Source organism: Dyella sp. 2HG41-7 (genome assembly GCF_021390675.1).
In the GTDB taxonomy this organism is placed as follows: Bacteria; Pseudomonadota; Gammaproteobacteria; order Xanthomonadales; family Rhodanobacteraceae; genus Dyella_B.
In genome coordinates this window covers 3777579-3790618 of record NZ_JAJEJV010000004.1, presented here as the reverse complement: position 1 = coordinate 3790618, position 13040 = coordinate 3777579, and the positions used below count along the sequence as shown (strand labels likewise).

Sequence of the window (13040 nt, the reverse complement as noted above, 5' to 3'; positions counted from 1 at the left end):
TGACGCCTCATTCGAATTTTCATGCGCCGACTGCTGCTGACATTGCCGCTACTCTGCATGCCGCTTATCGCGGCAGGGCAGACGTCGCCCAATGATCAGATCGGCAACGCCGCGTGGTTTCAGCAACCGAATTCCAAAAACAATCAGCAGCCAGCGCCAGGGTCGTTGCTGGTGCAGTCGCAAAGCGCTACGACGGCGGGCGCGCAGAACAACGATACGTCGTTGTCGTTCAACCCGCTGTCCGGTGGCACGGTCAATGCCAGCTCCGTGCAAGTCGGCGTAACGCCGAATGTTACGGCGCAGGCGGGCGTTACGCAGCGCTCGTGGGTGTCGCAGCCGCGCATCATCAGCAGCGAAGTCGGCGCCACCTATAACAGCGGTCGTTACAGCCTTGGTGTGAGCGTGGCGCAGGATCAGTCGCCGAACGCCACACCGCTGCCGCGCGTGTTGCCGGGCGCCGTGCCGGGCGTCAACGGCCTCACCGATTTCGACAACAGCACGCAAGTTAATGCGCGTGGTCGTTATGCATTGAACGGCAACAGCGGCGTGTTGCTCGGCGCAAGCATGGGACGCATCCATTTGCTGCCTGGCAACCTGATGGGTCTTAGCACGCTGGATCAGCGAGCACTGAGTTTCGGTGTCGAACACGGTTCGGTAAGCGGCAATATCGTCGGTCGCACCATGCAGCCCGAACCGGGCATGGGCGTGCCGGGTACGCTCAACGCCGATCGTCGTTGGAACAGCATCGACCTGGGCGTAACGTGGCGTCTGCCGTGGCAGGGTTCGTTGAGTTTCGGCGCGCAGAATCTCTGGTCGTCGGGCAATGCCACCAGCACGCCCGCAGGTCCGCCGGAACCGGATCAATCGCGTACGCCGTACGTGCAATATCACCAAGATCTGTAAATTGCGTTTTCGTGCCGCATAAAAAAACGCCTCCGCTTTGCCGGAGGCGTTTTGCTTTGCGCGAACCGCAACGTCGTTGTTGTCGATCTCGCATCAATCCTGTTTGCGAATACGCACGTCGCCGCTAAACGTTTCGATGTGGATCTTGCCGTCGCCGTTGCCGGCCTCCGTATCGAGCGTGCTGCCAGGACCGTGTTCCGGGCGTTTCGGCGTGCCGAAGTCGGTGCGCAAATCACCGCTGAAGGTGCTTGCGTGCAGACTGCTGCTGAGCGAGGCGGGAAATTGCAGTTGAAGATCGCCGCTCATGCTGTCGATGCTCATATTGCCGCCCGGGGCCAGTCCGCCAGTGAGCTGCACGTCGCCAGAAACGGTGCTCAGGTTGAATTGCTGCCATGGGCCGCCGCCCACTTGAACGTGTCCTGATACCGTTTGCACATCGACGGTGTTGCCGAGCGAAGGCGCAAGAATGTCGCCGCTCACCGTTTGCAATTTCGCTTGTTCGGCGCGTCCGGAGAAAGCGACGTTGCCACTGACGGATACGATATTGAGCATCGGCGTTTTCGCATTGATGCGCACACGACCGCTGACCGAGTTCACCTGCACATCGCCCCCGTTGATGCCATCGAGATTCGCTGGCGCGCTGACGACATTTACTTTGACCGACGCGCCGCGCGGTACGTTGACGTCCAACGTTGTGGGGCCCATCGATTTGTCGCCGCCCCAGTTGAACCAACCGTCATGTCCCGGCGCTTCCACGTTGATGGTGAGGTTGTTTTCGCTTCCTTGAATGGTGAGCGGCGAAGCGCCATCGCCGAGCTGACCGCTTACATGTACTTCATTGCGGTCCCAGGCAGTCACGGTGACTTCGCCTTTGACGTTGCTGATGTTGATGTGCGCGGTGGGCGCGGCGGGGTGGCTCGTGTCGATCGGGGTGTCGGCAAAAGCCTGCCCCCCTGGAAGCAGGCAGATTACGAGCGGCAGATAGCGGGCGCTTTTCATTGTTGTTATGTCCTCTGTTTTCAGCCGGCTTGTTTCTCAAGTTCGCGCAGTTGGTTTTGCTGCGCGGTGGTTCGCTGCAGCAAACGCTGCAACGCAGGTGAATTCGGAGCTTGCTCTAAGGCCTGTTGCAATTCCATGCGTGTCGCATCCAGTTGCAGCGCGGCGCCAGCCAGGCGCGGATCGTTCGGTTTCCACGGTTCGTTGTTCGGAGCGGTAGCGTTGGTGGCGACGGACGTTGCGCTCTGCGGAACGACGCGCATATGCCATACGATACCGGCGGCAAGCACCACCACGGCGGCCATGCTCGCGGCCATCGCCCATGCGCGACGATGCCGCGCGCGCGGTGTTTGCGTCGGCGTGATGACCTCGCGCGACGATGCGTCGTCGAGCTTCGCATCGATACGCGTCCACAGATCGTTCCGCGGAGCGACCGGTTGGTTCAAATCGCGCATTTGGCGCAGCCATTCGAATTCGTTCATCGCACTTCTCCAAGAACCTTGCGCAACAACCCGCGTGCCCGATGCAGTTGCGCTTTCGACGATCCCACTGCCATCTCCAATTCGCCGGCGATTTCTTCATGGCGCCAGCCTTCCACATCGTGCAGCACCAGCACTGCGCGCGCCCGTGGCGGTAGTTTGCCGATCGCGCGTTCGAGCTCATCGCGTTCGGCAGCGCAGAACGGTGTTTCGCCTTGCTCGGGTACGTTGTCCTCGTCGATAAAGCCGACGGGATCGGCGCCCCGCGAACGGATATCCATCAGTGCCACATTGACGGCTAGACGGTAAAGCCACGTGCCGAACGAGCTCTGTTCGCGGAAGCTGTCGAGCTTCTGCCAGGCCCGTACGAACGCATCCTGCGTAAGGTCTTCGGCGCGCGCATGATCGTAACCGGACAACCTCAACATGGCGCCATGAATGCGGTTTACATGCTGACGGTACAGGCGCTGGAACGCATGACGGTCGCCTCCGGCGGCCGCGCGTACGTCATCCATATCGTTGTTTCCCGCAGCGAGCGCAGGTGGCATGGCGCTTCCGTTAGCGATGCAAGCAGCATTCATCTTGCCAGCTTGGATGCGGCTGGGGCCGTAAAGGTTTATGTCGCGGCACCTTTTTCATGTCCGCGCGGCCGAGCCTGGGTTGGCCGGGCTGAGAGGGGGCCGTCCGTGGCCACCCTGATGTTTCCAAGAAAAATCAGGCGTTCGCCGCCTTGCGCGGCGTATCCAGAGCCTGGGCGATGCGCCGCTGCTCCTCGCGAAGCGGGGAGGGCAGGCGGGCGCCGAAGCTGTCGAGATACTCACCGATGGCGTGCAGCTCGGTCTGCCATCCCGGGATGTCGACTGCCAGCAATTCCGTGAGCGTTTCGCGCGACAGGTTCAGGCCGTCCAGCTTCAGTTCGCTGGTGGCCGGCAAGGTGCCGATCGGCGTATCGACGCCACGCGCCTTGCCGTTGACGCGCGCGATCATCCATTCCAGCACGCGCAGGTTTTCGCCAAAGCCCGGCCACATGAACTTGCCGTCTTTGCCCTTACGGAACCAGTTGACGTGGAAGATCTTCGGCAACTTCGCGCCGGGTTTGTCGAACGACAACCAATGCGTGAAATAGTCGCCGTAGTGGTAGCCGCAGAACGGCTTCATCGCCATCGAATCGCGACGCAAAACGCCAACCGCGCCCGTAGCGGCGGCCGTGGTTTCCGAACCCATCGCCGCACCCATCAGCACGCCGTGCGCCCAATCGCGTGCTTCCATCACCAGCGGAAGCAGCGACGGACGACGTCCGCCGAAAACGATCGCGCTGATCGGCACGCCTTGCGCCTCTTCGGCTTTGGGCGACCACGTCGGACATTGCTTTGCGCTCACCGTAAAACGCGAATTCGGATGCGCAGCGGGACCGTTCGCCGGATCGTAAGGACGACCTTGCCAATCGGTCACCGGCGTACCCGGCAAACCTTCCCACCACGGTTGGTTGTCGGCGGTGACGGCGACATTGGTGAAGATGGTATTGCGCGAAATCGACGCCAGCGCATTCGGATTGCTGCTGTCGCTAGTGCCCGGCGCAACGCCGAAGAAGCCCGCTTCCGGATTGATGGCGTAGAGGCGTCCGTCGTCGCCCGGATGCAACCAGCAAATGTCGTCGCCCACGGTCCACACGCGCCAACCGTCTTTGCGATAGCCCTCCGGCGGAATCAGCATCGCCAAGTTGGTTTTGCCGCATGCGGAAGGAAACGCCGCCGCAACGTAATGCGTTTGGCCCTGCGGATTTTCGATGCCGACGATCAGCATGTGCTCGGCCAGCCAACCTTCGCGTTGCGCCTGGAAACTGGCGATGCGCAACGCATGACATTTCTTGCCCAGCAACGCGTTGCCGCCGTAACCGGAGCCGTACGATTTGATCGTGAGTTCTTCCGGAAAATGCATGATGAAGCGGCGTTCCGGATCCAGCTCGCCGGTGGAGTGCAGACCTTTTACGAAGCGGCCTTCGCGCTCGATGCGCGCCAACGCTGCCGCACCCATGCGCGTCATGGTGCGCATATTGGCCACCACGTAAGGGCTGTCGGTAATTTCAACGCCGCAACGCGAAAGCGGCGAATCGATCGGCCCCATGCAGTACGGAATCACGTACATGGTTCGGCCTTCCATACATCCATCGAACAACGCATCGATCTTGGCGTGCGCATCGGCCGGCGCCATCCAATGATTGTTCGGACCTGCATCGACCTCGTCCTTCGTGCACACGAAGGTGAGGTGCTCCACGCGCGCCACGTCGGACGGGTTGGAACGGTGCAGGTAGCAGCCCGGATGGGTCTGCTGATTCAGTTCGATCAAATCCCCGCTCTGCAGCATCTGCTGCACGAGTGCGTCGTACTCGGCGTCCGAGCCATCGCACCAGTGGATGGTCGCGGGGCGGGTCGTTGCCGCCACGTCATTAACCCATCGCTCGAGCGTATCCAGCTTGCTCTTCATGCTCCCCTCACTTTTGGTATACCCAGAAAAGGAAGACAAGACGGTATGTTACGTGTACTGGCATTGCAAGGTTGCGCGCAGCAAAGCGGGTGCTGGCTTGGGCTTGCGAAGGGATGGCGGGCGGCGATGGCCGCCCGCGAGAATCAGGCCGGGATCAGCGTGGCGATCATGTGCTCGACGTAGGCCTCGAACTCTTCGTGGCTCAAACGTGGCAGACCCAGCGTGAAATTGAGTTGCAGGAAGCCGACATAAGCAGCGTAGGTAAGGCGGGCGCGATTGAGCGCTTCGACCGGCTCCAGTCCTGCTTCGGTATAAGCGGTGTGAAGGAACTCGGTGCGGCGCTTGGACACGCGCGCCATCACCGGGACCACCAGCGGGTGATCCAGCGCTTTCAACAGCGCGGCGTAAACGCGATGCGGATGCAATTCGTGCGCGACGCGGCGGAACAGCTCGGGCAAGCGTTCGCGCGGGTCGGGGATCGCTTCGATCTGGCTGATGATTTCACGCTCGCCGTATTGTTCCCAACGTTCCAGTGCCGCTTGAAGCAAGGCTTCGCGCGTGCGGAAGTGCCAATAGAAGCTGCCCTTGGTAACGCCAAGCTGACGAGCGAGCGCTTCGACAGCCAGCGCGCCGACGCCTTGTTCGGCGATCAGGTTGAGGGCGGCGTCTTCCCAGTCTTCGGCGGAAAGGCGCGTACGTTCGGGTTTCTGGCGGACATTCATTTCCGTATGGTAGCCGATGCCGGTCGGAAACTGTGGCCGATCTTGCGGGCAAGATGGCGGGGGATGGTGGATTTTCAGGCGGGTTGACGCCACCTGGGCACGCCATCCATACTCATGCGTATGGATTCCGTTTCCGTCAATCAGACTTCGCACGCCACCGCCGACGGGCTATCGCTGGCCCTCGATGTGCGACATGCGTCCGGCAAGCCGACGCTGCTGTTCGCGCATGGGTTTGGCCAGACCCGTGGCGCATGGAATGCGGCCGCAACTGCCTTGGCGACTTATGGATGCCGCTGCGTCACTTTCGACAGCCGCGGTCACGGCGAAAGCGGTCGCGCGCAAGACGGCGAGTACCACATGCAGCATTTCGTCGACGATCTGCTCGCGTTGGCGCACGCGCAGCCCGAGCCGCCGATTCTGGTGGGCGCGTCCATGGGCGGATTGCTGGGCCTGGTGGTCGCCGGCGAGATGCGGCCGTCGCCGTTTCGCGCGCTTGTGTTGGTGGATATCACCCCGCGGTGGGAAACCGCGGGCGTCGAACGCATTCTGGCCTTTATGCAAGCGCATCCGGACGGTTTTGCGAATTACGCCGAAGCGGCGGATCAAATTGCGACGTATCTGCCCCAGCGCCGCGAACGCAAAAGCGAGGAGCAATTGCGCCCGTTGTTGCGCGAAGGCGCCGATGGACGTCTGCGCTGGCATTGGGACCCGGCGTTGCTGGCTGGCGGGCTGGTAAGCGAGAGCGAACGCTATCAGCCGCGATTGCTGACCGCCGCCGCGAAAGTCGATGTTCCGGTGTTGTTGCTGTCGGGCGAACGCAGCGACGTCGTCTCGCAACACACCGTCGAAGAATTTCTCGCGCTCGTACCGCACGCGCAACATGCGCAGGTGAAAGGCGCGACGCATATGTTGGCCGGGGATGCGAACGACGCATTCACGGCTGCGATTGCAGGCTTTATCGAAAGCCTGGGACCGGTCGCCGCCCCGGAGGGCGAGGCCAAGCAACCTGCCATGAGGTGTTGAGATGTCCGTACTACTCACTGTGTTGGCGGCGCTCATCGCGACCGGCGTCTGCGCATACCACCGCAGCAGCCTGCGTACGTGGGCGATCGCCACGATCGCAAGCACGCTGGTGGTAGGCGTATTAGCTGGTGCTCCCGTCACGATGATTCTCTTGCTTGTCATCGAGCTGGCGATCGCCGTGCCCTTGCTGATGCTCGATTTTCGCCGCCAGCAAATCAGCGCGCCGCTGCTGAAAATGTTTGCGAAAGTGACGCCGAAGTTGTCGGATACCGAGCAGACTGCGTTGGAGGCGGGCACCGTGGGTTTCGAAGGCGAGCTGTTTTCCGGCAAGCCTGATTGGCACGAACTGCTCAAGCAGCCGAAGCCCGAGTTGAGCGTGGAAGAAAAAGCCTTCCTCGACGGGCCGGTCGAACAACTCTGCGGCATGCTCGACGATTGGCAGATCACGCACGAACTGGCCGATCTTCCGCCGGAAGTGTGGGACTTCATCAAGAAACACAAATTCTTCGGGATGATCATTCCGAAGCAATACGGCGGCCTCGGTTTTTCCGCGCTCGCGCATTCGGCGGTGTTGCAGAAACTCGCCACGATGTCGGCGACCGTGGCATCCACCGTTGCCGTACCCAACTCGCTAGGCCCTGCCGAATTACTGCTGCATTACGGCAGCGACGAACAAAAGAATTTCTATTTGCCGCGCTTGGCCGTCGGCGAAGAAATTCCGTGCTTCGCGTTGACCGGCCCGTACGCGGGTTCGGATGCGACGTCGATTCCGGATTACGGAGTGGTGTGCAAGCAAACGGTCGATGGCGTCGAAACCATCGGCATGCGTTTGAATTTCGACAAGCGCTACATCACGCTGGCGCCGATCGCCACGGTCGTCGGTCTCGCTTTCCGTTTGTACGATCCCGAACATTTGCTGGGCGACAAAGACGATCTCGGCATTACGCTCGCGCTACTACCGCGCAGCACGCCGGGTCTGGAAATCGGCCGTCGTCACTTCCCGCTCAATATTCCGTTCCAGAACGGACCGGTGCGCGGCAAAGATATTTTCGCGCCGTTGTCGACGCTAATTGGCGGCCAACACATGGCCGGTCACGGCTGGCGCATGCTGGTGGAATGCTTGTCGGTCGGTCGCGCGATTTCGCTGCCGTCCAACGCGACCGGTGGCGTGCGCATGGCGGTGGCCGCCACGGGCGCGTACGCGCGCATGCGTAAACAGTTCGGTCTCGCCGTCGCGCGTTTCGAAGGTGTGGAAGAAGCGCTGGCGCGTATCGGCGGTCTGACGTATGCCACCGCAGCGTTGTCGCGCGCGACGGCCGCTGCGGTGGATCGCGGCGAAAAGCCCGCGGTGCCGTCCGCCATCGCCAAATATCACGCCACCGAATGGGGCCGTGCGATTGCCGGCGATGCGATGGATGTGCATGGCGGCAAGGCCGTGCAGCTCGGTCCGAAAAATTACGCGGGCCGCGCGTGGCAGGGCGTGCCGATCGCCATTACCGTGGAAGGCGCGAACATCATGACGCGCAGCCTGATGATCTTCGGTCAAGGCGCCATTCGCTGCCATCCGTACGTGCTGAAGGAAATGCAGGCGTTGTCGATCGAGGATAAGAGCGAGCGCTTGAAGGCGTTCGATCGCGCGCTGTTCGGACATATCGGTTTCGGCATCTCCAACGCGGTGCGCAGTTTTGTGCTTGGCCTTACCGGCGCACGTATCGGCGAATCGGCGGGCGACGCGTATGTGCGTCGCTACTATCGCAAACTCAATCGCTACTCCGCGGCGCTTGCGCTTTGCGCGGACACCTTTATGGGCGTGTTGGGCGGCAAGCTGAAGTTCAAGGAAAAGCTCTCCGCACGGCTGGGCGATGTGCTGAGCTATCTCTATATCGCCAGCGCGATGTTGAAGCGTTACGAAGACACCGGCCGTCCGGAAGCGGATCGTCCGCTGCTTGCGTGGGCGTTCCACGAGTGCATGTGGCGCACGCAAATGGCACTGGATGGGGCGATTCGCAACTTCCCGGTCCGTCCGGTTTCCTGGCTGTTGCGCGTGCTGGTGTTTCCGTTCGGTCGTCGCGAAGTGCCGCCGTCGGATCGCTTGGGCCGCCGCGTCGCGGCGATCATCACTGCACCAGGCGAAGCGCGCGATCGCTTGCTTGAGTGGGCTTATCTCACGCCGACGCCCAATAACACCGTGGGCCGCATGAACGAGTTGCTGCCCGATGTGATCGCGGCCGAACCGGTCGAGCGCAAATTCGGCAAGGCGCTGAAGGCAGGTCAATTTACATCGCACGATTATCTGGATCAGCTCGACGAAGCACTCAAGGCTGGCGTGATTGATGCCAGCGAAGCGGCGTTGCTGAAGCGCGTACGCGAGGGTGTCTTCGAATTCATCTCGGTCGATGATTTCGATCCGGCGGAATTGCGTTCGGCGATCACGCGCAAAGATCACAAGAAGCTGGCCGACGCAGCCTGATCGTTACGCAGCTTTTATTTCGTACTGGCGGCGACGAAAGTCGCCGTCAACGGGGGAGATCATGAGCGCTTCGCTGCTGTCGCTGTATCAACGCATCACAACATGGCCGGCCGGCCATTGGTTGTTTTCGCGCGCGGTTTGTTTGCGTGCGCCATATTTTGCCACCATTGCACCGCGCTTCGTCGCGCTGGAACCGGGACGCTGCGAGGTGCGCATCGCCGATCGCCGGCGCGTGCACAACCACCTCGGAACCGTTCACGCCATCGCGTTGTGCAATCTCGCCGAACTGAGTGCCGGCGTGATGGCCGAAGCAACGATGCCGCCCGGCGCGCGTTGGATTCCCAAAGGCATGACGGTGGAATACCTCAGCAAAGCTGTCGGCACCATGCATGCCGTCGCGACGCCGGAAACACCCATCGGCGCGGTAGATCGCGGGCAGGAGTGGCCGGTTCTCGTTGAAGTCACGGATCCGGCCGGGGTGCCCGTATTTCAAGCGCGCATCACGATGTGGGTGTCGCCTCGAAAGCAGGCGTGACGCGACGTCGCGACCAGGCCGGCTTCACGATGGTTCCGCGTCGCACCGCAATCCACAGCAGCACGGCGGAAACCGCTACGCATACACACGTCGCGACCACGGAAGCTTCCGCGCCGAATGAGCCGCCGCTCAACCAGTCCGGTCCGGTGCGCGACGATACCAACCAGCCCTTGTCGGTCGTGCCGGATACCGGAATACCGAATATCGCGCCTTGTGTGATATTCCAGGCGGCATGCAAGCCGATGCATGCCCACAGCGTTCGCGTCACGTGATAAACCAGCGCCAGGAGAATGCCGGCCTCGATGGCGATGGCTGCCGAACTCCACAGCGTGGCGCCTGGATTGAAAATATGCGCCGCACCGAAAAAGATCGCTGAGATCGCCAGCGCCCACCAAGTGCCAAGTCCTTCCTCGACCGCGCGGAACAGCACGCCACGCGTCACGATTTCCTCGCCGATGCCGGCGGCGATGCCTGCGATCAGAATCGAGCGCGCCCAGTCCACCGACGCGTTGGTGCCGAGTACGTGGTAACTGCCGAACAGCCACAGCAGACCCACCACCGTGCTGAATATCAAGAAGCCGCCGATAAAGCCTGCGACGCCGTAGGTCGGAATCGCGCGCAAGGAAAGTTCGCGCAACGGACGTCGTTCAATCAACAACACCAGCGCCGCATAAGCGATGACTGTCGCCAAAAGTTCGATCGACAAGCCGGCCAGCGCGTGCTGCAACGGGCTCGCCGTCTTGCTTGTCCAACCAAGCCCCGCGACGCCTGCATGAACAATGAAGCCGACGCAGAACGTCAACGCAGCGAAGATGACGATGCGCGCTAGCGGCGAAAAAACCAGCCAGCGCTTCCACGCCGGCGCGGTTGCCGGTGTCTGAAAGGCAAGGTATTCCGACATGATTGTCCCCTTTGGTAAGCGAGCAAAACGTTAGGCGGTGACCGCTCTTTCGAGCAGTGCCACACGTCACGTCTTAGATTTAAAGGCGCCGCATTCGTATCGACTACAGCGACGCCAAGACACATCCGTTCTTGCCGTGGTCTTTGACTTGATATAGCGCGCGATCGGCGGCTTGAATCAACGCTTCGTCCGATTCGGTTTTTTCGCTCCACAGCGAAATGCCGATGCTAGCGCTGACATGCGCCAAGATGGCGCCATGTTCGCCTTGAAGGGGATAAGGCTGCGCGAGCACATCGCAGATATCCTGACAACGCTGCATCAATGGGGCGATATCGCTGGCATCTTGAAAAATGAGCGCGAATTCGTCGCCACCCAGACGCGCCACGGTGTCGTTCGTGCGCACGTGATGGCTCAGTCGTCCGGAGATGGCTTGTAGCAATGCATCGCCGGCTGGATGACCGTATGTATCGTTCACTGCCTTGAAGCCGTCGATATCGATCAGCGCCAACGCGAAAGGCAAGCCATAATTCACGCCGCGCTGGATCGCCGCGCGCAGGCGGTCGTGAAACAGCACGCGATTTGGCAAGCCTGTGAGCATGTCGTGCGTGGCTTGGTGGCGTACTTTCGCTTCGATGCGCTGACGCTCGGCGATTTCCGATTGCAGCTGTTGATTGCGCGTGGAAAGTTCTTCCAAGGCTTGTTGCAGCTGCATGCGTGCGCTGTGCAATTCGAGGAACACGCGCACTTTCGATTGCAGAATGACGTCGTTGATGGGCTTGGCGATGTAATCCACAGCGCCCGAACGATAGCCTTTCAAGCGATTGATATCATCTGCATAAGCGGCCGTCACGAAAATCACCGGCGTATCGCGCAACTGTTCGGCTTCGCCAAGTATCGCGGCGACTTCGAAGCCGTCCATGTCCGGCATATTTACGTCGAGCAAGATCAAGGCGAATTGCTGATCCAGGCATCGTGACAACGCTTCGTTGCCGCTGCTGGCTTCCACCAGCTCGGCGCCGCAATCGGCAAGCAAGCGACGCATCGCCACGAGATTGGCGTGCGTATCGTCGACGACCAAAATTTTTGGAATAGATGTAGTCATGCCAGACAAAGCCGATTGAGCAATGGGGCGATATCGGAAAGGGGAACACAGTAGTCCGCGCCGGCGACATCCAGCGCAGCCTGCGGCATGGCGGCCGCCGCCGCGTCCTGCGGTGTTTGCACGACAGCGACCCCGCCAAATTCTCGAATGCGCTGCAACCCGGCAGCGCCGTCGGCATTGGCGCCGGTGAGAATCACGCCGATCAGGGATTCGCGCCACGCTTCGGCGGCTGCGTTGAACAAGACGTCGATGGACGGCCGCGCGTGATTCACGCGAGGATCGGCGGACACGGCGAAATGCAAATCGCTTTCCACCAGCAGATGGTAACCCGACGGTGCGATATGCACGACGCCTGGTCGAATCTCGCTACGCTCCACCGCTTCGATCACGGGAAGCGTGGCGCTGCGCTTCAACACTTCGCATAACATGTCCACCGTATCGGAACGACTGTGGCAGCACACCACGATAGCTTGCCTCAAACTTGCATCGAGGCCGCCAATGACGACCTTGAGCGCGTCTACGCCGCCGGCAGAGCAGCCGATCGCGATGGCTGCCTTCGCATTCATGGGTGACCACCGTCTGCGTGACTGGCGACGCGGTAAATACGCAGCGACTCCATAAAGGGCGCAAAGTCTTGCGCTGCGGTGGCCAGGCTCATGTTCTCGCGCAATCCCATGCAAAGAAAACCGCCACGCACGAGGCTGTCGCGAAACAGCGACAGCGCACGGTCCTGCAAAGGGTTGGAAAAATAAATCAACACGTTGCGGCAAAGGATGAGGTGCGCTTCGCAAAATACGCCATCGGTAGCCAAGTTGTGCACGGCGAAGGTCACATTCCTGCATAGCCGATGATTGAGTTTCAGGAGCTTGTAGCCCACGCTGCAGTAATCGGCCAGGGATCGCGTGCCGCCGGCGGCCTGATAATTGCGCGACCATTGCTGGGCTTCCTGCACCGAATAGATGCCGTCGCTGGCTTTTTGCAAGGCGCGTTCGCTGAGATCGGTGGCGAAAATCTGCGTGCGATCGTAAAGCCCGGTTTCTTCCAGCAGGATCGCAAGCGAATACACCTCTTCGCCGTGCGCACAACCCGCTTGCCAAATATTGATATGCGGGTAAGAGGCCAGCATCGGCAGAATTTTTTCGCGCAACGCGCGAAACACGGTCGGGTCGCGGAACATGTCCGACGCCGGCACCGTTAGGGTTTCCAATACGTTGGGCAGCAATTGCGGTTCGTGCATCACGCGTTCGATCAAGCCGCTGATGGTTTTGCATTCGAGCTGGTTGGCGAGTTGGCGTACGCGACGTTTGAACGAAGCAGGGGAGTATTGGCTGAAGTCGTAACCGTGGCGTTTGTCCAACGCGCGCACGAACAACTCCACCTCAATGCTGTCCAGCTCCGATGCGTCCACGACCGTCTGCTCCATGT

Annotated in this window: 13 protein-coding genes; 4 read left to right on the top strand and 9 right to left on the bottom strand. The window is 60.9% G+C overall.

The window, feature by feature from the left end; translation table 11 throughout:
* The first annotated feature begins 21 nt into the window (after nucleotides 1–21).
* Nucleotides 22–903: a hypothetical protein gene (locus tag L0U79_RS18665; RefSeq protein WP_233843724.1), complete on the top strand. Its 882-nt coding sequence runs from the start codon at nucleotides 22–24 to the stop codon at nucleotides 901–903.
* Nucleotides 904–996: 93 nt separating this feature from the next.
* Here L0U79_RS18665 and L0U79_RS18660 read toward each other — a convergent pair whose 3' ends face one another.
* The 5 genes from L0U79_RS18660 to L0U79_RS18640 all read right to left on the bottom strand — a co-directional run bounded on the left by L0U79_RS18660 (nucleotide 997) and on the right by L0U79_RS18640 (nucleotide 5584).
* Nucleotides 997–1902, bottom strand: a complete 906-nt coding sequence (locus L0U79_RS18660; RefSeq protein WP_233843723.1) for a DUF4097 family beta strand repeat-containing protein — start codon at nucleotides 1900–1902, stop codon at nucleotides 997–999.
* 20 nt (nucleotides 1903–1922) lie between these two features.
* Nucleotides 1923–2381: a hypothetical protein gene (locus tag L0U79_RS18655; protein ID WP_233843722.1), complete on the bottom strand. Its 459-nt coding sequence runs from the start codon at nucleotides 2379–2381 to the stop codon at nucleotides 1923–1925.
* Nucleotides 2378–2926, bottom strand: a complete 549-nt coding sequence (locus L0U79_RS18650; protein WP_233843721.1) for an RNA polymerase sigma factor — start codon at nucleotides 2924–2926, stop codon at nucleotides 2378–2380. Before L0U79_RS18650 ends, L0U79_RS18655 begins: the two co-directional genes overlap by 4 nt.
* A gap of 166 nt (nucleotides 2927–3092) precedes the next feature.
* Complete coding sequence (locus L0U79_RS18645) at nucleotides 3093–4862, bottom strand: phosphoenolpyruvate carboxykinase (GTP) (protein WP_233843720.1); 1770 nt, start codon at nucleotides 4860–4862, stop codon at nucleotides 3093–3095.
* Between the two features lie 143 nt (nucleotides 4863–5005).
* On the bottom strand, nucleotides 5006–5584 hold the full coding sequence (locus L0U79_RS18640) for a TetR/AcrR family transcriptional regulator (RefSeq protein WP_233843719.1): 579 nt from the start codon (nucleotides 5582–5584) through the stop codon (nucleotides 5006–5008).
* A 114-nt stretch (nucleotides 5585–5698) separates the two neighbouring features.
* Here L0U79_RS18640 and L0U79_RS18635 point away from each other — a divergent pair, with 114 nt between their 5' ends.
* The 3 genes from L0U79_RS18635 (at nucleotide 5699) to L0U79_RS18625 (ending at nucleotide 9612) form a co-directional block, all read left to right on the top strand.
* Nucleotides 5699–6607 carry an alpha/beta hydrolase gene (locus L0U79_RS18635; RefSeq protein WP_233843718.1) on the top strand — a complete coding sequence of 303 codons (909 nt, stop codon included), beginning with the start codon at nucleotides 5699–5701 and terminating at the stop codon, nucleotides 6605–6607.
* 1 nt (nucleotide 6608) lies between these two features.
* Nucleotides 6609–9077, top strand: coding sequence for an acyl-CoA dehydrogenase (locus tag L0U79_RS18630; RefSeq protein WP_233843717.1), 2469 nt, complete (start codon nucleotides 6609–6611; stop codon nucleotides 9075–9077).
* A gap of 61 nt (nucleotides 9078–9138) precedes the next feature.
* Nucleotides 9139–9612, top strand: coding sequence for a hotdog fold domain-containing protein (locus L0U79_RS18625; RefSeq protein ID WP_233843716.1), 474 nt, complete (start codon nucleotides 9139–9141; stop codon nucleotides 9610–9612).
* On the opposite strand, the gene L0U79_RS18620 is transcribed toward L0U79_RS18625, so the two are convergent.
* The 4 genes from L0U79_RS18620 to L0U79_RS18605 form a co-directional block, all read right to left on the bottom strand.
* Entirely contained in the window at nucleotides 9578–10513 is a 936-nt protein-coding gene (locus L0U79_RS18620) for a type II CAAX endopeptidase family protein (RefSeq protein ID WP_255682817.1), read from the bottom strand. The two genes, L0U79_RS18625 and L0U79_RS18620, sit on opposite strands and share 35 nt — an antisense overlap.
* Nucleotides 10514–10616: 103 nt before the next feature.
* Nucleotides 10617–11615 carry a diguanylate cyclase gene (locus tag L0U79_RS18615; RefSeq protein ID WP_233843715.1) on the bottom strand — a complete coding sequence of 333 codons (999 nt, stop codon included), beginning with the start codon at nucleotides 11613–11615 and terminating at the stop codon, nucleotides 10617–10619.
* Nucleotides 11612–12181 carry a chemotaxis protein CheB gene (locus tag L0U79_RS18610; RefSeq protein ID WP_233843714.1) on the bottom strand — a complete coding sequence of 190 codons (570 nt, stop codon included), beginning with the start codon at nucleotides 12179–12181 and terminating at the stop codon, nucleotides 11612–11614. Before L0U79_RS18610 ends, L0U79_RS18615 begins: the two co-directional genes overlap by 4 nt.
* Nucleotides 12178–13038 (bottom strand): protein-glutamate O-methyltransferase CheR, encoded by an 861-nt coding sequence (locus L0U79_RS18605; protein WP_233843713.1) that lies wholly within the window; start codon nucleotides 13036–13038, stop codon nucleotides 12178–12180. The genes L0U79_RS18610 and L0U79_RS18605 overlap by 4 nt, the downstream gene beginning before the upstream one ends.
* Nucleotides 13039–13040: the final 2 nt, after the last annotated feature.